This is a genomic window from Pseudodesulfovibrio hydrargyri (genome assembly GCF_001874525.1).
GTDB lineage: Bacteria > Desulfobacterota > Desulfovibrionia > Desulfovibrionales > Desulfovibrionaceae > Pseudodesulfovibrio > Pseudodesulfovibrio hydrargyri.
Genome location: NZ_LKAQ01000004.1, coordinates 1,346,689 through 1,364,506 on the forward strand (window position 1 = coordinate 1,346,689; position 17,818 = coordinate 1,364,506).

The following is a 17,818-nucleotide window of genomic DNA, read 5'->3' on the forward strand; positions in this document are numbered from 1 at the left end:
GCGTTGCGTCCTTTGCTGTTCAGCTTAACCGAAACGGCCCGTAATGTAATCTTCCGTCTGCTTGTTGGCGGGATTGGTGAACATGGTCTTGGTGTCGTCCACCTCGATCAGCTTGCCCATGTAGAAAAAGGCGGTTCGGTCGGACACGCGGGCCGCCTGCTGCATGGAATGGGTCACGATGATGATCGTGAATTCCTTTTTCAGCTCGTGGATCAGGTCCTCGATCTTCTGGGTGGCGATGGGGTCCAGCGCCGAGGCGGGCTCGTCCATGAGCAGGACCTCGGGCTCCACGGCCAGGGCGCGGGCGATGCACAGCCGCTGCTGCTGCCCGCCGGACAGTCCCAGGGCCGAGGTGTGCAGCCGGTCCTTGACCTCGTCCCACAGGGCCGCGCCCAACAGGCTCTCCTCGACCTTCTGCTCCATGTACTGCTTGTCCTTCACGCCGTTGACGCGCAGCCCGTAGGCCACGTTCTCGAAGATGGTCTTGGGAAAGGGGTTGGGCTTCTGGAAGACCATGCCGATGCGGCGGCGCAGGGAGACCACGTCCAGGCCCGGGGCGTAGATGTCCTGGCCGTCCAGGGTCATCCTGCCGTCCACCTTGGTGCCGGGGATGAGGTCGTTCATGCGGTTGATGCAGCGAAGGTAGGTCGACTTGCCGCACCCGGACGGTCCGATGAGCGCGGTGACCCTGTTGGACTCGAAGTCTATGCTGATGTCCTCCAGGGCCTTGAAGTCTCCGTAGTGGAAATCAAGGTTGGTGGAGGACACCTTTATGGTCGTCGTCATTGTTCGTGCTCCGTGGCAAAAAATAAGATGTGTTCCGCCGTCGGCGCAACGCACCACGAGTAACCCGATGGGGTTACGAGCCAATGACTCGTTTGTTACAATTGCGCGACAGCCTCCGGCTAGGGCAGGTCGACCAGGACGTGGAGCTGATCGCCGGCCTTGCGGATTTCGGGGGTCAGGCCCTTTTTCGGCGGGGTGCGGAAGTGGACGACCATGCGGAAATGGTCCGGGTGCTCGCCCATGACCACGTGTTTGACCACTCCTTCGGAGCGCAGCACGTTGCCGCCCCGGTGGGTCCATTTGCCCAGGATGTCGACCACCAGCCGTCTGGGGTTGTCCAGGTTCAGGAACGCGGTCCGGCCCACCGGCCGGTCGGCGACCACGTTGAGGACAAAGCCCTGCCCGGTCTCGTCCAGCGTCACCGAACGGATCGCGCCGGTCCCCTCGACCGGGGAGATGGCCGGGATTTCCGCCTGTTCGGCGGGCGTGGGTTCAGGGGCCGGTTCGGCGTTGTCGGCCGGGGCCCGGGTATCGGAGGCGGCCTGTTCGGTGGGCGCGGGCGTTGCGGAACCATCCGCTTCCGCAAGATCCGGCTCCGGGGTGAGCGGCTCCTCGGCGGAGGTGGCGGACGAGGCCGGGGCCTCGCTGCCGTCGGGCAGGACCTTGGGCAGGACCGTGAAGTCCACGTCCATGCGGACCTCGCTGCGCTCCCCGCCGGTCGCCTGCCCCTGAGCCAGGCCCGGACGGGCGGTCAGGGCCAGGGCGAGAAGCCCGGCCATGGCGCAGGCCGCCGGGAAAAGGAACCAGTGCCTGAACGTATTCGACATGCATACCCCTTGCGGATTGAAAAACTCCAGTGGTCTATACTGGAATTGTCGCCCAAAGGCAAAGCCGGAACGGGTCAGAGGGAGTCGTAGTAGTCGGCCAGATCCGAGGCGATGCGCCGGTCGGACCAGCACGCCTCCATGAAGCGGCGGCCCGCTTCTCCGGCCTGTTCGCAGTAGCCGCGGTCCTTGGCCAGGCGCAGCAGCAGGTCGGCCAGTTGGTCCTGGTTCGTGGCCGTGAGCCACGGCAGTTCCCCGGTACCGGCGAATTCCGTGATGCGCGCCCGGTTCCAGTCGTCCAGGGCGGCGATGACGGCCAGCCCCTGGGAGAGCCCCTCCAGGCTGGACACGCCGTAATACCCCTGCATGTGGTCGAACAGGGCGTGGCAGCGCCGTTTGCGGGCCAGACACTCGTGGTTGGGCACGTCGTCGATCATATCCACGGAGACGTACACGTTGCGCCGGTTGACGTACTTGACCGCAGCCAGGAACTCCTCGGTGTTCTTGAGGTCCTTGCGCGTGGGCGAGTGGCAGACCTTGAGCTGGCCCGGGTCGTCGAAGCGGCCCCACATGGGCTTGAGCAGCGGGTCGTCGATGGGCACCAGGTTGGGCTGCCAGCGGGCCTCGGGCAAAAGCCGGAGCAGGTCCGGGGTGGACACGAGCAGGTTGGTCCGCTTGAGCTCGCGGTACTTCTCGAGGAAGGAACCGGGATTCGAGCGGAAGTCGTGGTGCCCGTGGTGATGGTGGACCACGGCCTTGCCCCGGATGTAGTCCGCCGGTTTGAGCGGGCCGAAGGGCTGGTTCTCGTCGCAGGTCATGTGGAAATGGAAGACGTCGGCCTCACGCATGAGGATGGCGACCTCCTCCATGCCGTCCGGGCCGAGGTCCGGGACGTGCAGGTCCTTTTCCCAGTCGTGGGTGTAGCGGGTCTCCAGGGTGACCAGCCGAGCCGAGTGGGCCGTGTACCGGTTGAGCGCCTTGCAGAACTGGATGGCGGTCCCGGCGGGATCGTTTATGGCGAGCATGAGGATGCGCATTGCGGGCTTCCTTCCTTGATAACTGATGTCCACATTTTCGATGAATTCCTCCACGGCGTCGGCCAGCCGTCCGGCCTTCGCCCCATCCCTGCGCCGTCCCGCGTCCTCGATGGCCGCGCCCAGCTCGGTCAGTCTGGGCAGGCCGAAGGAGCCGCCGCTGCCCCGGAGCACATGCCCCTGGCGCGTCACGGCCTCGAAGTCGCCCTTCTCGACCGCCGCCCGCAGTGTCGCGAGCCCCGCGCGCCGCAGCGCGAGATAACGGTCCATGATGGGTGCAAGCTCGGGATCGACGGTCACCGGATACTCCGGCATGGCGGTCACTCCGATTTCGGGGTCCCCTTATCCACGGTCCCCGCCGTCCAGCGCCTGTCCGCAAGCGGGTGGGGCGGCAAGTCGATCGTGAATGAACATATATCGTCCAGGCGGGCCTTTGCCGAGGCCAAGGCCTGGTTCGGAAGTTGGCCGCCCCTGTCGCGAGCCGGGAACGGGGCCGTGGCGGGGCGGGGGGCGAGTCGGTTCGGACGCATGCCGGTTCCTAGAATTTGGACCCCCGCGATCTGCCGTCGCCCACGGCCGCGAGCTGGGCCTTGTTCAGCTTCTTGACCCAGACTTCCCCGGTCTGGGTGTTGAACAGGAGTTTGCGGCCCTGGGAACCGCCCACGTCCTGGGCCTGGATGTCCAGCCGGGCGAACTTGAGCAGCTTCTTGGCCATCTCGATGTTGCGTCTGCCGATGTTGTACGAGCCCGAGGGCTCCATGTTGTTGACCGCCACGCCCTGGCCGCCGCCGAACATTTTGATGCACAGCTCGCGTCGCGGCACGCCGATCTTGTCCATGGTCTCGAGCATGTTCTGCAGGGCCGTGTCAACGAAGCGGCATATCTGCGGCTCCGGGCCCTGGTGCCGGGAGGTGGAGCTGTCCGGGAGAAAGGCGTGGCAGATGGCCCCTATGCCCATCTTGGGCGAGTGGATGGTCACGGCCAGGCACGAGCCCAGGACGGTCGTGACCAGGGTGGGCTGCACGCCGATAAAGCAGTCGCCCGTCTGCAAAAAAACCTTGGCCATGTGCGGCCCAATCGTTTTCATTCGCTTCTCCGGTTCAGGGGCGGCGCCCCAGAGGATTTTATCATACTATAAAATGCTTCATTTTTGTGTCTAAAGTCAACCGCCCGGTGTCTTTCCGGCCCGCCTTGTACACAAAAAATACCGGAAATCCAAATTATAAAAGAGCGCGTATGGAAAATACGCCATATTTCATGTAACCAGGATGGTCCGGAGGTGCCCATGCAGGGACGGAATCGACGAATTCTCACGTTGTTGCTCATCATGGTGGCGCTCGTGGCCGCGGTCTCCATGTACGGCACGCGGCTGCAGTTCCAGACGGCCATCAAGGAGGAGCGGGTCCGGCTGCAGGAGCTGGTCCAGAGCCAGGCGAGCCTGGCCGAGGAGATGGGGCGGATACCCCGGGCCGAGCAGTCTCCGAAGGTGCCCACGGCCACCCGCGATGCGATACTCTACCACATCGGCAGGGCCCAACGGGACTTCGAGCTCCAGAGCCTGACCGGCGAATTCATCGTGGCCCGGCTCGACGGTGGGGACATCCTCCATCTCCTGATAAACGGCATGCCCGTGTCCATGTCCGCGCCCGACGCCCGGACCCCCCTGGACAAGGTCGGCGAAGAGCCCATGCGGCGGGCTCTGTTCGGGGAGACCGGGACCATGATCGGGCCCAATCACCGGGGTGTCGAGGTGGTTGCCGCCTATGCCCCCATCGCCCTCGGCAACGGCACGCTCGGCCTGGTGGCCAGGATCGACCTGGATGAGATCCGCGCCCCGTTCATCCGCGCCAACGTGCAGGTCTTCGGGGTGGGCATGGGCCTGACCATCCTGTGCGCCTTCCTGTTCCTCAAGGTCAGCGAGCCGCTGATTCACGACCTGCAACTGAGCGAGAAGAGCTACCGCGACCTGGTGGAGGGGGCCAACAATCTGATCCTGCGCATCAACGAGGCGGGCGAGATCACCTTTGCCAACTCCTTTGCCCGGACCTTCCTGGTCGGGGCGGACGGAGGCCTGCTGGGACGCACGCTCATGTCCTTCTTCGAAGTGCAGGCCGAGGGCGTGGGGTTGGAGCAGGTGGTCGAGATCATCGGCGGCGAGGGCCGCCAGAACGAGATTCCGGTGCGCATGGTAGACGGCCGGGTGGGTTACGTGTCCTGGACGGTCAAGCTGGTCATGGACCAGGGGCGGCCCGCCGAGCTGCTGTGCATCGGCAACGACGCCACGCGCATCCACAAGGCGAACACGGCCCAAAAGGAGTCCGAGGAGCGCTTCCGGGGGCTGGCCAAGGCCTCGCCCGTGGCCATCATCATCACCGACATCGCCGGGAACCTCCTTTACGCCAACGAAAAGATGCACGAACTGACCCGGGCCACGGCGGTCCAGCTGGCGGGCCAGGGATGGCTGAACAGCGTGCACCGCGAGGACCGCAAGCTGGTTTGGAAGCACTGGCTGGAGCGGGTGGGCCCGGCCACGGACAAGGTCGAACTGCGGCTCATGTCCGGCAACGGGGAGTTCGTCTGGGCCCTTTGGCAGGTGGTCGAGATGGGCAACACCCGGGGCGAGACCGCCGGGAATATCCACACCTTCACCGACATCACCGAGATCAAGGAGGCCCAGCTGGCCATGAGCCGCCTGAACGCGGCCATCGACCAGGCGGCGGAGATGATCGTCATGAGCGACCTGGACAAGGTCATGACCTACGTGAATCCGGCCTTCGAGGCGGTCTCGGGCTACTCCCGGGCCGAGGCCGTGGGCAAGACGACCGACATCCTGTCCAGCGGGGAGCAGCCGCAGGAATTCTATGACGATCTGTGGGGGACCGTGGCCGGCGGCAAGGTCTGGAAGGGGCGGATCGTCAACCGGCGCAAGAACGGCGAGCGGTACACCGTGGAAGCGAGCATCGGGCCCATCCGCAACCACGCGGGCGAGCTGATCGGCTTTGTCGGCCTGGGCCGCGACATCTCCCAGCAACTGGTGGTGGAATCGCAGCTGCGGCAGTCCCAGAAGCTCGAATCCATCGGCGAGCTGGCCGCGGGCATCGCCCACGAGATCAACACCCCGACCCAGTACGTGACCTCGAACCTGCAGTTCCTGCACGACTCCTGCGGGACCTATGCCGAGGCCGTGGGGCGCTGCCGGGAACTGATCGGTTTCGTGAAGGAACACCCCGACCTCTTCCCGGACGCGGGCTTCCGCGAGCGGGCCGAAACGGCCCTGGACGAGGAGGAGATGACCTATCTGGCCGAGGACGTGCCGGCCGCCCTGGAAGAGTCTTCGGCCGGGCTCAAGCGCATCGCCGAGATCGTCCGCTCCATCAAGCAGCTGGCCCACCCCGGTGAACTGGCCAAGGCGTTCCACGACCTCAACGAGATCGTCCAGAACGCCGTCACCGTGTCCACCAACGAGTGGAAGTACGTGGCGGCCATGGACTTCACCCCGGACGAGTCCCTGGCCCCGATCTTCTGCCTCAAGGGCGAGGTGGGACAGGTGGTCCTGAACCTGATCGTCAACGCGGCCCACGCCATCGAGTCCAAGCTCAAGGGAAGCGACGGGCAGGGGGCCATCACCATCCGTACCCGGAGCGAAGGAAAGTTCGCGGTGCTCGAGGTCACCGACACCGGCACGGGCATGTCCCAGGAGATTGCCTCCAAGGCGTTCGATCCCTTCTTCACCACCAAGGAGGTGGGCAAGGGCACGGGACAGGGGCTGGCCATCTCCCACAACGTGGTGGTCGGCATGCACGGCGGCCGCATCGAGATCGATAGCGTGGAGGGCGAGGGCACGACCTTCACGGTTCGGCTGCCCTTTGAGGAGCTTCCGGCGGACTAGTCGCCGGGTTCGCGGATGCGCCCTTCGTCCATGAGCGCCAGGGCGATGTCCACCACCTGCGCGTCGAACAGCCGTCCCCGCCCTTCGAGCAGGTAGCCGACGGCCTCGCTCTTGCCCAGGCCGTGACGGTAGGGCCGGTGGGTGATGATGGCGTCGATGATGTCGGACACGCACAGAATCTTGGACTGGAGCAGCAGTTCGTCTCCGGAAAGCCCTTCCGGATAGCCGGATCCGTCCAGCCGTTCGTGGTGCTCGCGGATCATCCGGGCGATGGGCCATTCCACGCCCAGCCCCTTGAATATCTCGGCCCCCACCTCGGCGTGGGCCTTGATGATCGAAAATTCGGCGTCGGTCAGCTCGCCCTGCTTGTTCAGGATGTGGGACGGCACGGCCACCTTGCCGATGTCGTGGACCATGGCCCCCAGGCGCAGCCCGGCGATGTCGTCCTCGGCCATGCCCATGCGCTCGGCGATCATGACCGCGATGTCCGCCGTCCGGTCCATGTGACCCGAGGTGTACGGGTCGCGGAACTCCACCAGCCGGGTGAAGGCGCGCAGGGTTTGCTCGAAGCCGTCCTTGAGCCGGCGCACGATCTCCAGCTCTTTGGCGGCCCGGGCCATCTCGGCATGCTCAATGCCTGCGGATATGGCCATGACCAGGTCGTCCGGGTCGGACGGTTTGGTCAGGAAGCGGAAGATGGCCCCGGTGTTCACGGCCCGGATGGCGGTGTCCATGTCCGCATAGCCGGTCAGGATCATGCGCACGGTGTCCGGGTGGCGGTCGGCGACCTCGGCCAGCAGGGTTATGCCGTCCAGGTCCGGCATCTTGAAGTCCGAAACCACCACGGTGAACGGGCCTTGGGCCTCCATGACCTCCAGGGCCGAGGTCCCGCCCTGGGCGGTATGCAGGTCGAAATGCGCGCGCAGGGTCCTGCGGTGGGCGTCGAGCACCTTGGGCTCGTCGTCCACCATGAGCACCGGGACGTTCCTGAATGCCTCGCGCCAGGCCATCAGTCCACGGTCTCCGGCACGAGCACGGTGAAGGTCTCGGGGATGCCGACCTTTTCCGCGAACATGTGCATGCGGTCTATCTTGTCCTTGGTCAGCTCCAGGCTCTTGCGCACCAGCAGGGCCCCCTGCCTGGAGACCACGTCCTCGTGCAGGACCATGCCCGGGATGAGTTCTTGGAGGGTCACGGTGCGGATGGCGTAGCGGGCCTCCACCCCGAGCATGCCCTCGAGATAGTACATCAGTTCGGGGTCGTACTCCTCAATGGTCTTTTCCATGCTCAGGAAGGCCTTTTGCGGGTTTTCCTCGCGCTGCCGTGCCATGTCGTAGTCCAGGGCGACCTTGAGGATGCGCCCGCCAATGGGGATGTCCTCCTCCTTGAGGTTGTCGCGCGGGGTGCCCGTGCCGTCGAACCCCTTGAGCTGGTAGGCGATCATGTCCGCTATGGAATTAAGCCGGGGCAGCTTGCTCACCAGGCTCTGGGCGATGACCGGATGCATCTCCCACAGCTGCACCTGCTCGGGGGTCAGTTCCCCGCCGGTCTCCAGGGTCTCCAGGGTGCCGGGAGGCAGGATGAGCGTGCCGAGCTGGCAGAGCATGGCCGCGATGTCATAGCGCCACAGGTCCTTGAATTCCTTCTTCTCGGCGAAATAGCGCACGTAGCGGCGCACGCGGTTGATGCGCTCGCCCGCGTGGGGGTTGACCATGGCGGTGATCTCGCTGAGCAGGTCCACGCTGCCCTTGAGGGTCTTTTCCAGCAGGACCCGCTTGGCCGTGACCAGTTCGTACTGGCGGACCGCGTCGGCCACGTTCTGGAGCAGGTTGTCGCGCTCGCACGGTTTGGTCAGGAAGCGGAAGATGTTGCCGTCGTTGACCGCGCGGATGGCGTTGTCCAGGTCCGCGTATCCGGTCAGCATCAGCCGGGTGGTGTCCGGGCTCAGGGTCTTGAGCTCGTTGAGGAACTCGATGCCGTTCATGCCCGGCATCTTGAAGTCCGAGACGGCCGCGGCATAGGGCTTGGTCCGGTCCAGGCGCTTCAGGGCTTCGGCCGGGACGGATTGCACGTCGACCTCGTACAGTTCGCGCAGCTGGCGGCGCAGGGCGGAGAGGACGTTGGGCTCGTCGTCGACGAGCAGGATGCGCGGCTTCATGGCTACCCCCTGTCCAGAATGTCGTCGAGGAGATTCTCGTCGGCGCAGTTGAAGTCGTCGATATCCCGCCAGTGGTCGGAGATATAGTCCAGCCAGGTGTGCAGCCGCGTTTCCTCGAACAGCCGCGGGGCGATGTCCTCCCGGATGCGGATTCGGGAGTAGTCCTTGTGGAAGATCACGCAGTGGTGATCGATGGAGTTGGCCGCGGTGACCACGTTGGGGATGTACTCGTCCGAGGGCCGGTGGTCGTGGTGGTAGCCGATGGCGTGGACCACCTCGTGGGACATGCCCCACAGGCCCATGAGATAGGCCCCCATCTCGGCGTGGGAGGTGCCGAAGACCTCGCGCTCGACGCGATAGACCGGGCCGCCGTTTTCGCGGACCGACTTGAGGACCTGGCCGTATCGCTCGGGGAAATAGTTGATCAGGATGAGCTTGCCCACGTCGTGCAGCAGCCCGGCCATGCGGCAGCTGACGATGACGTTCTTGTCCGCCTTGTCGCACTCGGCGATGAGCCGGGCGATGTTGGCCACCCGGAAGCAGTGCTCCCAGAGCATGTTCAACTTGAGCCCGGTCAGGGCGTGCCCGTCGTAGGAGGTGAACAGGTGGGTGGACAGGATCAGCGCCTTGATGGTCTCCAGCCCGAGCATGGTGATGGCCTTGTGCATGGAGTCGATGTGCGTGGGCAGGCCGAAGAAGGGCGAGTTGACCAGCTTGAGGATCTTGGCCATGAGCCCCACGTCCTGGGTGATGGAGTCCGCGATGCGCTCGATGGACGGCTCGGGCTTGGCCAGTTCGTCGCGGATCTCCTGGAAGACCTTGGGAATGACCGGCAGGGCGTCGATTTCGGTGACCAGCTTGAGCATCTCGGGATCGGTCAGGACCTCCTTGGACAGCAGGGCGCCCTCGATGCGGGCGACCAGGGCCTCGGCGGTGCACGGCTTGGAGATGTACTGGTGCACGGAGCGGATGGAGCGGATGACCTCGTTCAGGTCCACCTGCCCGGACAGGGCGATGCGGATGGTCCCGGGGTAGGCGTCCTTGACGCGGGTGAGCAACTCGGCCCCGTCCATGCCCGGCATCTTGATGTCCGACACGATGACGTCGAACCGGGCCTTCTCCAGGGCTTCCAGGGCGGCCTGGCTGGAGTTGACCAGGACCATGTCCCAGTGGTCGCTCTTGTTCCGCAGCATTCGGCGCAGCGCGGCGAGAACGTTGGTCTCGTCGTCCACGAAAAGCAGGCGTATCTTGTTCATCGGCGGGCGGTCCTTGTTCCGGTGCGGAAAAGCATGTTTCCAATACACCGTACACGAAGTCGCGGGCCGTGAGAATTATAAGATTCCCTTTTCTTCCGAAGAATTCCGGCCGTGGCGCCGGGCCGGGCGGGATCAGCCCCGTTCGCGGGCGCGGATCTGCCGCGTGACCAGCTGGGCCAGGGCCAGGGAGGCCAGGGACAGGCCCACGGCCACCAGGAAGACCAGCTTGTAGTCGGCCATCCAGATGAGGCCGCCGGTGATCGGCACGACCACGGCCGCGATGTGGTTGATGGTGAAACCCACGGCCATGCCCGAGGCGATGTCCTGCGGGTCCGCGATCTTCTGATAGAAGGTCTTGATGGCGATGGCGAAGTTGAAGACGATGTTGTCCAGGATGTAGAGGGAGGCCGCCAGCAGCGGACTCTCGGTCAGGGCGTAGCCCAGGAAGATGACGGCCAGGGCGGTGTATTCCACGGTCAGGACCGAGCGTTCGCCGAACCTGTTGATGGACCGCCCGATGATCGGGTTGGCGAAGTAGTTGATGACGTTGTTGCAGACGAACAGGATGGTCACCTGCTCGATGGTGTAGCCGAACTTGGTGACCAGCAGGAACACGGCGAAGACCGTGAATATCTGCCGCCGCGCGCCGCTGAGGAAAGTCAGGGCGTAGTAGAGCCAGTAGCGGGAGCGGAAGGTCATCTTCTTGACCTGGGGCGGCAGGTCGGCCCGCGACGGGTCGCGGGTCAGCCCCCACAGACCGGCGGCCACGGCCACCCCGCCGAGCAGGGCGAACATCTCGGTGTAGCCCAGGCCCTTGGCCAGGAAGTAGATGACCGCGCCCACGCTGATGTTGGTCAGGGCGGTGATGGACCGCAGCCGGGCCATGATTACCGGGGCTTCGGTGCGGTCGAAATACTGCAGGGTCAGGGACTGGTTCATGGTCTCGTAGTAGTGGAAGCCGAAACTCATGAGCAGGGTGGTGAAGACCAGCCCGCCCAGGGAGGGCATGAACCCGGTCAGGCCCACGCCCATGCCGAGCACGACCACGGACAGGGCGGCCAGCCGGTGCTCGGAGATGATCAGGATCATGTAGATGGCCAGCAGGGCCAGGAAGCCGGGCACCTCGCGCACGGACTGGACCACGCCCATGCCCATGCCGTCCAGCCCGGCCACCTCCACGGCAAAGTTGTTCAGCAGGGTGCGCCACCCCTGGAAGGCCGCGCCGGTGCAGACGACCAGCACCAGCAGGAAGATGTACATGCGCCGTTTCTTGTTCGCGTCGGTCATTTGATCGAAATCCTTGGTTGGGGGAGCCAGACAATAGGGCTTGGACCCGGCAAAGATCAAGTGTAGAATCGGGCCATGCCCGATACCCCCATTCTCGTGTCCGCCTGCCTGGCGGGCATATACTGCCGTTACAGCGGCGCGGTCGAACCCATTGAGCCCGTGGTGGACCTGGTCCGCAAGGGGCTTGCCGTGCCGTTCTGCCCCGAGGTTCACGGCGGCCTGCCCACCCCGCGCAGGCCGTGCGAGATCCTTGGCGACCGCGTGGTGGACGCCGATGGCGCGGACCGCACCGCCGAGTTCAGGCGCGGGGCCGAGGAAGGGCTCAGGCTGGCGAGGCTTCTGGGCTGCCGCCAGGCAGTGCTCAAATCGCGCTCCCCGTCCTGCGGCTCGGGCGAGGTCTACGACGGGACCTTCACCTCCACGCGGGTGGCGGGCGACGGGTTGTTCGCCCGGCTGCTCAAGGAGCACGGCATCACCGTGCGCACCGAGGAGGACCTGGCCGGGTGAGCGGGCCGCTGCAATTCGCCGGGCTGCCCCTGGCCGTCAAGGCCAATCCGCGCGCCAAACGGGTGCTGGTCAAGTTGATGCCGGGCCTGGGGCTGGAGGTGGTCGTGCCCAGGCGGTTCGATGCCTCGCTGGTGCCGTCCATCCTCGAGGAGAAGCGGGCCTGGATCGAGCGCACCCGCGACCGCATGCTCGCCGCCGGGATCGACCTGTCCGGCACGTTGCCCGAACTGCCCGAGGTCATCGAATATCGCGCCTGGGAACGGACCGTGCGGGTGGACTACCTGGACCGGCCGGGCGCCATCCGGCTGACGGAGAACGCGGCCCGATGGCAGGTGGCCGGCCCCCTGGCGGGCCGCGAGGCGATCTTCGAGAAGCTGCGCGCCCTGACCGTGAAAAAGGCGCGCGAGGTGCTCCTGCCATGGCTCGACCGGACCAGCCGCCGGACCGGGCTGGTGTACTCCGCCTTGCGCGTGCGGCGGCAGAAGACCCGCTGGGGCAGCTGCTCGTCGCGCGGGACCATCTCGCTGAACGCCAAGCTCCTGTTCCTGCCGCCCGACCTGGTGGATCACCTGCTCCTGCACGAGCTCTGCCACACCCGCCACATGAACCACTCCCCGGCGTACTGGGCCTGCGTGGCCGGTTTCGAGCCCGACTACCGACGGCTCGAGAACGCGGTCAGCCGGGGCAACCGCTACGTGCCTGCCTGGTTCCGCTGAGTCCGGGATCCTTTTCCGCCACCGCCGCTCCCTCTGGCGCCTGTCCGGGTTGACGGGGCGGCCCGGCCCATGTAGGCTTCGAAACATGTCGAAGTCAAAGGCCGAGACCGAGCCTGTCACCGCCACGCCCGAGGACGAGCTGGAGCAGATGGCGCGCATGTTCAAGGCGCTGTCCAACCCGCATCGGTTGCGCATCTACCGCGAGCTGGCGTCCTGCGTCTGCAAGTCCGTGGCCCGGACGCCCGAGGAGTTCGGCAACTGCCAGTGCGGGTTCGCCGAGCGGTTCGGCCTGGCCCCGTCCACGGTGTCGCACCACTTCAAGGAACTGCGCGAGGCCGGACTCATCCACATGAAACGCGAAGCCAAGACCGTGCTCTTCTGGGTGGACCAGGAAGCCGCAAGCAAGCTGCGCCATGTGCTCAACGGGTAGCGGGGAATGTGTGGATGCCGCTTCGCGGCGATGAACAGGTGATTTCGCCTCCGGCGGGCAAGGGTTCGCACCCTTGCATCCCGGTTATGCGCCTTCGGCGCGGTGTCGGGTTATATTGGGTTGAGGGGAGCTCTTTTTTTTGGCTGATGCCTTCGATGATTCGTGAAGTCTAGAACGCTCAAACCTGCGCGGTCGGAACGCGCGAAACAAGGAGTTAACATGAAACTGATGGCCTTCAACGGCAGTCCGAGGAAGAAGTGGAATACCGCGACCATGATCGAGCACGCCCTGGAGGGTGCGCGCGAGGCCGGGGCCGAGGTGGAGCTGATCCATCTGTACGATCTCGATTTCAAGGGGTGTTCCAGCTGTTTCGCCTGCAAGCGGCTGGGCCGCAAGGAGGTCGGCGTGTGCACGGTGAAGGATGATCTCAAGCCCATCCTGGAGCGGGTTCGCGAGGCGGACGCGCTGCTCGTCGGCACCCCGGTCTATTTCGGTACGGAATCGGCTTGCACGCGGGCCTTTCTGGAGCGGGTCCAGTTCCCGTATCTCAACTACGCGGACTATAGCCGGTCGCATTTCCCGAGAAAAATCCCGACCGCTTTGATCTACACCATGAACGTGACGGAAAGCATGTTGAAGGATCTGAACTACCCGGTCGTCTTCGAACGGGCCCGGAACTTCATGGGCCTCCATTTCGGAAGTTGTGAGCTGCTGCTGTCCACGAACACGAGCCAGTACAAGGATTACGACAAATACGAAACCGGCTTCAACAAGGACGACAAGGCCCGTCAGCATGCCGAGCAGTTCCCCAAGGACTGCCAGGCGGCCAAGGAACTCGGCGCCCGCCTTGCCCAAGGCTACCAAGCCTGATTTCGTCCCACCCCGTTCCTGTCCCAAAAAATCGGGGCCGCGTGCACAAGCATTCGGCCCCGATTTTTTCCCTCCAACCATCCGTTCTTACCCGGTCCTACTTTCTCCAGAGCGCATACAAAAAAACGCTCACCCCGCGAAGCGGCATAAAAAGTTTAGGAAGGAAGAGGGGATGGGGGTCCGGGGGAAGGGGAGAGGGAAACCCTTTCAAAGGGTTTCCCTCTCCCTTCCCCCGGCCGCCGGAGGCAGCCTTTCGCTCTAGCTCTCGGCGTCTTCGAATTTGGTTTGGATGATGGCGGCGTCCTCGGGCCCGGCCTCGAGTTGCAGGGACTGGGACTGTCCGTGGCAACGCACGCCTTCCGAGGTCAGGGTGATATATCCGGCGGACAGGGCGGTGGTGTACGGCATCTGCTCGCGCATCTCGTCGAAGTTGATGCGGCTGGGGAAGATGATGGGCACGGCGGCGCCGGAAAAGTCTTCGAACATGATGTATTTCATGGCAGGGCTCCTTGCGGTAGACAGTAGCCGTTGGCCGTCCGCAGATCAAGATGTTGCCTGATCCTGTCCGACAGGATACACCTACACCCCATGCGCGAATACAAAAAAATCGGCGTCTGGCAAACCGCGTTCCTGGGTGACGCGGTTCTGACCCTGCCGCTGCTCAGGGCGTTGAAGGGCCGCTATCCGGACGCGGAAATCCATTTTTTCGTGCGCGCCGGAGTGCAGTCCGTGTTCGAGGGCCAGCCCGAGATCGCGCAAGTGCGCCCCTTTGCCAAGCGCGGCACGCAGAAGTCGTTGAACGCGGCGGTCCGGCTGGGCTGGGAGATCGGCCGCGAAGGGTTCGACCTGTGGATATCCACCCACACCAGCCTGCGTTCCGCCCTGGTGGCCGGTGCCACGGGCATAAAGAGGCGCATCGGCTACAACCGGCCGTGGTACAACCGGCTGGCCTACACCGAGACCGTGGACCGGCGTTTCGACGAGCTGGCCGAGATCGAGCGGCTCATGGAGCTGGTCCGGCCCCTGGGCATCACCGGCCCGGCACCCAAGGCACGGCTGGTCCTGCCTGGGAAAGCGGTGGGCGCGGCCGACCATTTCTGGGAGACCTTCGGATTCGACCGGCCCGTGCTCGGCATCCATCCCGGCTCCACCTGGCCGACCAAGTGCTGGCCCGAGGAATATTTCAGCGAGATCGTCGGCCGGGCCGTCGACGGGGGCGCGCACGTGCTCGTCTTTGCCGGGCCGGGCGAGGAGGCGGTGGCCGCGCGGGTCATCGACCGGGCCCAGGCCGACCCGCAGAGGGTGACCAACCTGGCCGGGCAGCTCTCGCTCCCGGAACTGGCGGCCTACCTGGGACGGCTCGACGCGTATCTGACCAACGACTCGGGCCCCATGCACCTGGCCTGGACACAGGATGTCCCCCTGGTCGCCCTGTTCGGCCCGACCGTGGAAGGGCTCGGCTTCTTTCCGCGCGGTGAGAACTCCACGGTGTTGCAAAACGAGGACTTGGACTGCCGCCCCTGCGGCCTGCACGGTCCGAGGAAATGCCCGAAAGATCACTTCAAGTGCATGCGCGACCTCACCCCGGACCGGGTCTGGGACGCGGTCCGGGGCAAGCTCGGGGTGTAGCCTGGCCTAATCCTGTTTGCGCAGTTCGGTCTTGAACCGGCCCTTGAGGGTCCGATAGACCTTGCCGCCCTCAAGAAAAATCCTGCCGTTGCCTTTTTCCCCGAACACGATGGATTCGCCGTCCAGAGCCGCCGGCACCCAGTTGCTGAACTTGTCGCCGAACTTGACGTACATGACGTACCCTTTTTCCCGCTGCTCAAGGGCATAGGCGAAGGGGACCCGGATATCGTCGCCGCTTTGGAACCGCCCCAACAGGGCTGATGCCACCGGGGTCACGACCGTGACCTTGAAGGGGGAATCCCCGGCCATGTCGGTATCGGTCACTTCGAGGGCCAGGGCGGCCGTGGCGAGCAGGCCGGTCAGGATCAGGGAGGCGAGAGAGAGGGACAAGGTAAATCGTTTCATCTGTTCTCCAAGGTTTTGCGCCGAGGACGGCGGTTGACGGGAAAAGCCGTTTCATATCCCGGCCTGCCCGGGATATCCATCAACAAACCTTAAGAATGGAGAGAGATTGCCAAACGGTATGAAAAAGGGCGGTTCCTTGCGGAGCCGCCCTTTTGTTATCGGGTGGGGGAATCGACCGGTGTTAGCAGGTGCCTGCGCCCTGTCCGTTGGACTTGCAGCTGATGCGCGTGATGGCGCGCTTCAGGGCTGCCTGGTTGCGGGTGGCCTCGATCTTTTCCTTTTCGGCCCTGGCGCGCTGTTCGGCGCGTTCCTTGGCCTTCATGGCGCGTTCCACATCGATCTCCGTGGCCTTTTCGGCAACCTCGGCCAGGATGGTGACCTGGTTGTTGCTCACTTCGGCGAAGCCGCCGGAGACGAAGACGTAGTACGCCTTGCCGTCTTGTTTGTAGTGAAGATTGCCGATCCCGAGAGCGGACAGGAAGGGCACGTGGTTCGGCAGCACGCCGAATTCGCCCATGATGCCGGGCGCGCCCACGTAATCCACGTCCTCGGAAAGAACCTTCCGGTCGGGAGTGACAATTTCAAGCTTCATAGTGGCCATGAGTTACCTCGCTTACTGCTTGGCTTTTTCGATGGCTTCCTCGATCGGGCCGCACATGTAGAAGGCCTGCTCGGGCAGGTCGTCGTACTTGCCGTCCAGGATGTCCCGGAACGCCTTAACGGTGTCCTCGGTCTTGACGTACACGCCGGCGACGCCGGTGAAGACCTCGGCAACGTGGAACGGCTGGGACAGGAAGCGCTGCACGCGACGGGCGCGGGCGACGGTCAGCTTGTCCTCGTCGGACAGTTCGTCCATACCGAGAATGGCGATGATGTCCTGCAGGTCCTTGTACTTCTGGAGCACGGACTGGACTTCACGAGCGGTGTTGTAGTGCTCTGCGCCCAGAACGTCCGGGGAGAGGATACGCGAGGTGGAGTCCAGCGGGTCAACCGCGGGGTAGATGCCGAGCTCGGCGATCTGACGGGACAGAACCAGGGTGCCGTCAAGGTGCGCGAAGGTGGTGGCCGGCGCGGGGTCGGTCAAGTCATCGGCGGGCACGTAAACGGCCTGGACCGAGGTGATCGAACCCTTGTTGGTCGAGGTGATGCGCTCCTGCAGGCCACCGAGGTCGGTGCCCAGGGTCGGCTGGTAGCCAACTGCGGAAGGCATGCGGCCGAGCAGTGCGGAGACCTCGGAACCAGCCTGGGTGAAGCGGAAGATGTTGTCGACGAAGAGCAGCACGTCCTGGCCTTCCTCGTCACGGAAGTATTCCGCGCAGGTCAGGGCGGTCAGCGCGACGCGGGCACGGGCTCCCGGAGGCTCGTTCATCTGGCCGTAGACCAGGGCGGCTTTCTCCAGAACGCCGGCTTCCTTCATTTCGTGGTAGAGGTCGTTGCCCTCACGGGTGCGCTCGCCGACACCGGCGAACACGGAGATGCCGCCGTGCTGTTTGGCGATGTTGTTGATCATCTCCATGAGGATAACGGTCTTGCCGACGCCGGCGCCGCCGAACAGGCCCATCTTGCCGCCCTTGGGGAACGGGATGAGCAGGTCGACGACCTTGATGCCGGTCTCGAGCAGTTCGACCTTGGTGGACTGCTCGGTGAAGGCGGGAGCCTCACGGTGAATGGGCAGGCGCTTTTCGCAGGGAACCTCGCCCAATTCGTCGACGGGGTTGCCGACGACGTTCATGATGCGGCCCAGAGAACCGGAACCGACGGGCACGGTGATGGGCGACTCGGTGTCGGTCGCCACCATGCCGCGGACGAGACCTTCGGTGGCGTCCATGGCGATGGTCCGGACCACGTTGTTGCCCAGGTGCTGGGCCACTTCGCAGACCAGCTCCGGCGCGTCCGTGTTGTTGGGGTTTTTGATCTCCAACGCAGACAGAATGTTGGGAAGATTCCCTTCGGTAAATTCGACGTCGACAACGGCGCCGATTACCTGAACGATTTTACCAGTATTAGCCATTTTTCATAGCCCCCTT

Annotated in this window: 18 protein-coding genes; 6 read left to right on the forward strand and 12 right to left on the reverse strand. The window is 64.6% G+C overall.

Going from position 1 to position 17,818, the window contains the following annotated elements; all coding sequences use genetic code 11:
- Positions 1–24: 24 nt before the first annotated feature.
- From pstB to BerOc1_RS10700, 4 genes are all read right to left on the reverse strand, one after another.
- Positions 25–786: a phosphate ABC transporter ATP-binding protein PstB gene (gene pstB, locus BerOc1_RS10675; protein ID WP_071545686.1), complete on the reverse strand. Its 762-nt coding sequence runs from the start codon at positions 784–786 to the stop codon at positions 25–27.
- A 119-nt stretch (positions 787–905) separates the two neighbouring features.
- Positions 906–1,613, reverse strand: coding sequence for an AMIN domain-containing protein (locus tag BerOc1_RS10680; protein ID WP_071545687.1), 708 nt, complete (start codon positions 1,611–1,613; stop codon positions 906–908).
- A gap of 74 nt (positions 1,614–1,687) precedes the next feature.
- Complete coding sequence (locus BerOc1_RS10685) at positions 1,688–2,959, reverse strand: Hpt domain-containing protein (protein WP_341349794.1); 1,272 nt, start codon at positions 2,957–2,959, stop codon at positions 1,688–1,690.
- Between the two features lie 223 nt (positions 2,960–3,182).
- A complete protein-coding gene (locus tag BerOc1_RS10700; protein WP_071545689.1) occupies positions 3,183–3,731 on the reverse strand; it encodes a chemotaxis protein CheD in 549 nt (182 codons plus the stop codon).
- Between the two features lie 198 nt (positions 3,732–3,929).
- On the opposite strand from BerOc1_RS10700, the gene BerOc1_RS10705 reads away from it, so the two are divergent.
- The gene (locus BerOc1_RS10705; protein ID WP_071545690.1) at positions 3,930–6,533 is read left to right on the forward strand and encodes a PAS domain S-box protein; all 2,604 of its coding nucleotides are present in this window, start codon (positions 3,930–3,932) and stop codon (positions 6,531–6,533) included.
- On the opposite strand, the gene BerOc1_RS10710 is transcribed toward BerOc1_RS10705, so the two are convergent.
- The 4 genes from BerOc1_RS10710 to BerOc1_RS10725 all read right to left on the reverse strand — a co-directional run bounded on the left by BerOc1_RS10710 (position 6,530) and on the right by BerOc1_RS10725 (position 11,234).
- Positions 6,530–7,543, reverse strand: a complete 1,014-nt coding sequence (locus tag BerOc1_RS10710; RefSeq protein ID WP_071545691.1) for an HD domain-containing phosphohydrolase — start codon at positions 7,541–7,543, stop codon at positions 6,530–6,532. The genes BerOc1_RS10705 and BerOc1_RS10710 overlap by 4 nt on opposite strands.
- The gene (locus BerOc1_RS10715) at positions 7,543–8,691 is read right to left on the reverse strand and encodes an HD domain-containing phosphohydrolase (protein ID WP_071545692.1); all 1,149 of its coding nucleotides are present in this window, start codon (positions 8,689–8,691) and stop codon (positions 7,543–7,545) included. The genes BerOc1_RS10710 and BerOc1_RS10715 overlap by 1 nt, the downstream gene beginning before the upstream one ends.
- A gap of 2 nt (positions 8,692–8,693) precedes the next feature.
- Entirely contained in the window at positions 8,694–9,947 is a 1,254-nt protein-coding gene (locus BerOc1_RS10720) for a response regulator (RefSeq protein WP_071545693.1), read from the reverse strand.
- A gap of 132 nt (positions 9,948–10,079) precedes the next feature.
- Positions 10,080–11,234, reverse strand: a complete 1,155-nt coding sequence (locus BerOc1_RS10725; RefSeq protein WP_071545694.1) for an MFS transporter — start codon at positions 11,232–11,234, stop codon at positions 10,080–10,082.
- A gap of 75 nt (positions 11,235–11,309) precedes the next feature.
- Between BerOc1_RS10725 and BerOc1_RS10730 the strand changes: the two genes are divergently transcribed.
- The 4 genes from BerOc1_RS10730 to BerOc1_RS10745 all read left to right on the forward strand — a co-directional run bounded on the left by BerOc1_RS10730 (position 11,310) and on the right by BerOc1_RS10745 (position 13,757).
- On the forward strand, positions 11,310–11,741 hold the full coding sequence (locus tag BerOc1_RS10730; protein ID WP_071545695.1) for a 2-thiouracil desulfurase family protein: 432 nt from the start codon (positions 11,310–11,312) through the stop codon (positions 11,739–11,741).
- Positions 11,738–12,457 carry a M48 family metallopeptidase gene (locus BerOc1_RS10735; protein ID WP_071545696.1) on the forward strand — a complete coding sequence of 240 codons (720 nt, stop codon included), beginning with the start codon at positions 11,738–11,740 and terminating at the stop codon, positions 12,455–12,457. The genes BerOc1_RS10730 and BerOc1_RS10735 overlap by 4 nt, the downstream gene beginning before the upstream one ends.
- 85 nt (positions 12,458–12,542) lie before the next feature.
- A complete protein-coding gene (locus tag BerOc1_RS10740; protein WP_071545697.1) occupies positions 12,543–12,887 on the forward strand; it encodes an ArsR/SmtB family transcription factor in 345 nt (114 codons plus the stop codon).
- A gap of 219 nt (positions 12,888–13,106) precedes the next feature.
- On the forward strand, positions 13,107–13,757 hold the full coding sequence (locus tag BerOc1_RS10745; protein ID WP_071545698.1) for a flavodoxin family protein: 651 nt from the start codon (positions 13,107–13,109) through the stop codon (positions 13,755–13,757).
- Positions 13,758–14,015: 258 nt separating this feature from the next.
- On the opposite strand, the gene BerOc1_RS10750 is transcribed toward BerOc1_RS10745, so the two are convergent.
- The gene (locus BerOc1_RS10750; RefSeq protein WP_071545699.1) at positions 14,016–14,255 is read right to left on the reverse strand and encodes a hypothetical protein; all 240 of its coding nucleotides are present in this window, start codon (positions 14,253–14,255) and stop codon (positions 14,016–14,018) included.
- A 90-nt stretch (positions 14,256–14,345) separates the two neighbouring features.
- Here BerOc1_RS10750 and waaF point away from each other — a divergent pair, with 90 nt between their 5' ends.
- The gene (gene waaF / locus BerOc1_RS10755; RefSeq protein ID WP_071545700.1) at positions 14,346–15,386 is read left to right on the forward strand and encodes a lipopolysaccharide heptosyltransferase II; all 1,041 of its coding nucleotides are present in this window, start codon (positions 14,346–14,348) and stop codon (positions 15,384–15,386) included.
- Positions 15,387–15,392: 6 nt separating this feature from the next.
- On the opposite strand, the gene BerOc1_RS10760 is transcribed toward waaF, so the two are convergent.
- The 3 genes from BerOc1_RS10760 to atpD all read right to left on the reverse strand — a co-directional run bounded on the left by BerOc1_RS10760 (position 15,393) and on the right by atpD (position 17,802).
- A complete protein-coding gene (locus BerOc1_RS10760; protein ID WP_071545701.1) occupies positions 15,393–15,791 on the reverse strand; it encodes a hypothetical protein in 399 nt (132 codons plus the stop codon).
- A gap of 181 nt (positions 15,792–15,972) precedes the next feature.
- Entirely contained in the window at positions 15,973–16,392 is a 420-nt protein-coding gene (locus BerOc1_RS10765) for a F0F1 ATP synthase subunit epsilon (RefSeq protein WP_071545702.1), read from the reverse strand.
- Positions 16,393–16,404: 12 nt separating this feature from the next.
- On the reverse strand, positions 16,405–17,802 hold the full coding sequence (atpD, locus tag BerOc1_RS10770) for a F0F1 ATP synthase subunit beta (RefSeq protein WP_071545703.1): 1,398 nt from the start codon (positions 17,800–17,802) through the stop codon (positions 16,405–16,407).
- Positions 17,803–17,818: the final 16 nt, after the last annotated feature.

Excerpts from the sequence above, each read along its gene's own strand:
- pstB (WP_071545686.1), bottom strand. The coding sequence starts at position 786 with ATGACGACGACCATAAAGGTGTCCTCCACCAACCTTGATTTCCACTAC.
- BerOc1_RS10680 (WP_071545687.1), bottom strand. The coding sequence starts at position 1,613 with ATGTCGAATACGTTCAGGCACTGGTTCCTTTTCCCGGCGGCCTGCGCC.
- BerOc1_RS10685 (WP_341349794.1), bottom strand. The coding sequence starts at position 2,959 with ATGCCGGAGTATCCGGTGACCGTCGATCCCGAGCTTGCACCCATCATG.
- BerOc1_RS10700 (WP_071545689.1), bottom strand. The coding sequence starts at position 3,731 with ATGAAAACGATTGGGCCGCACATGGCCAAGGTTTTTTTGCAGACGGGC.
- BerOc1_RS10705 (WP_071545690.1), top strand. The coding sequence starts at position 3,930 with ATGCAGGGACGGAATCGACGAATTCTCACGTTGTTGCTCATCATGGTG.
- BerOc1_RS10710 (WP_071545691.1), bottom strand. The coding sequence starts at position 7,543 with ATGGCCTGGCGCGAGGCATTCAGGAACGTCCCGGTGCTCATGGTGGAC.
- BerOc1_RS10715 (WP_071545692.1), bottom strand. The coding sequence starts at position 8,691 with ATGAAGCCGCGCATCCTGCTCGTCGACGACGAGCCCAACGTCCTCTCC.
- BerOc1_RS10720 (WP_071545693.1), bottom strand. The coding sequence starts at position 9,947 with ATGAACAAGATACGCCTGCTTTTCGTGGACGACGAGACCAACGTTCTC.
- BerOc1_RS10725 (WP_071545694.1), bottom strand. The coding sequence starts at position 11,234 with ATGACCGACGCGAACAAGAAACGGCGCATGTACATCTTCCTGCTGGTG.
- BerOc1_RS10730 (WP_071545695.1), top strand. The coding sequence starts at position 11,310 with ATGCCCGATACCCCCATTCTCGTGTCCGCCTGCCTGGCGGGCATATAC.
- BerOc1_RS10740 (WP_071545697.1), top strand. The coding sequence starts at position 12,543 with ATGTCGAAGTCAAAGGCCGAGACCGAGCCTGTCACCGCCACGCCCGAG.
- BerOc1_RS10745 (WP_071545698.1), top strand. The coding sequence starts at position 13,107 with ATGAAACTGATGGCCTTCAACGGCAGTCCGAGGAAGAAGTGGAATACC.
- BerOc1_RS10750 (WP_071545699.1), bottom strand. The coding sequence starts at position 14,255 with ATGAAATACATCATGTTCGAAGACTTTTCCGGCGCCGCCGTGCCCATC.
- waaF (WP_071545700.1), top strand. The coding sequence starts at position 14,346 with ATGCGCGAATACAAAAAAATCGGCGTCTGGCAAACCGCGTTCCTGGGT.
- BerOc1_RS10760 (WP_071545701.1), bottom strand. The coding sequence starts at position 15,791 with ATGAAACGATTTACCTTGTCCCTCTCTCTCGCCTCCCTGATCCTGACC.
- BerOc1_RS10765 (WP_071545702.1), bottom strand. The coding sequence starts at position 16,392 with ATGGCCACTATGAAGCTTGAAATTGTCACTCCCGACCGGAAGGTTCTT.
- atpD (WP_071545703.1), bottom strand. The coding sequence starts at position 17,802 with ATGGCTAATACTGGTAAAATCGTTCAGGTAATCGGCGCCGTTGTCGAC.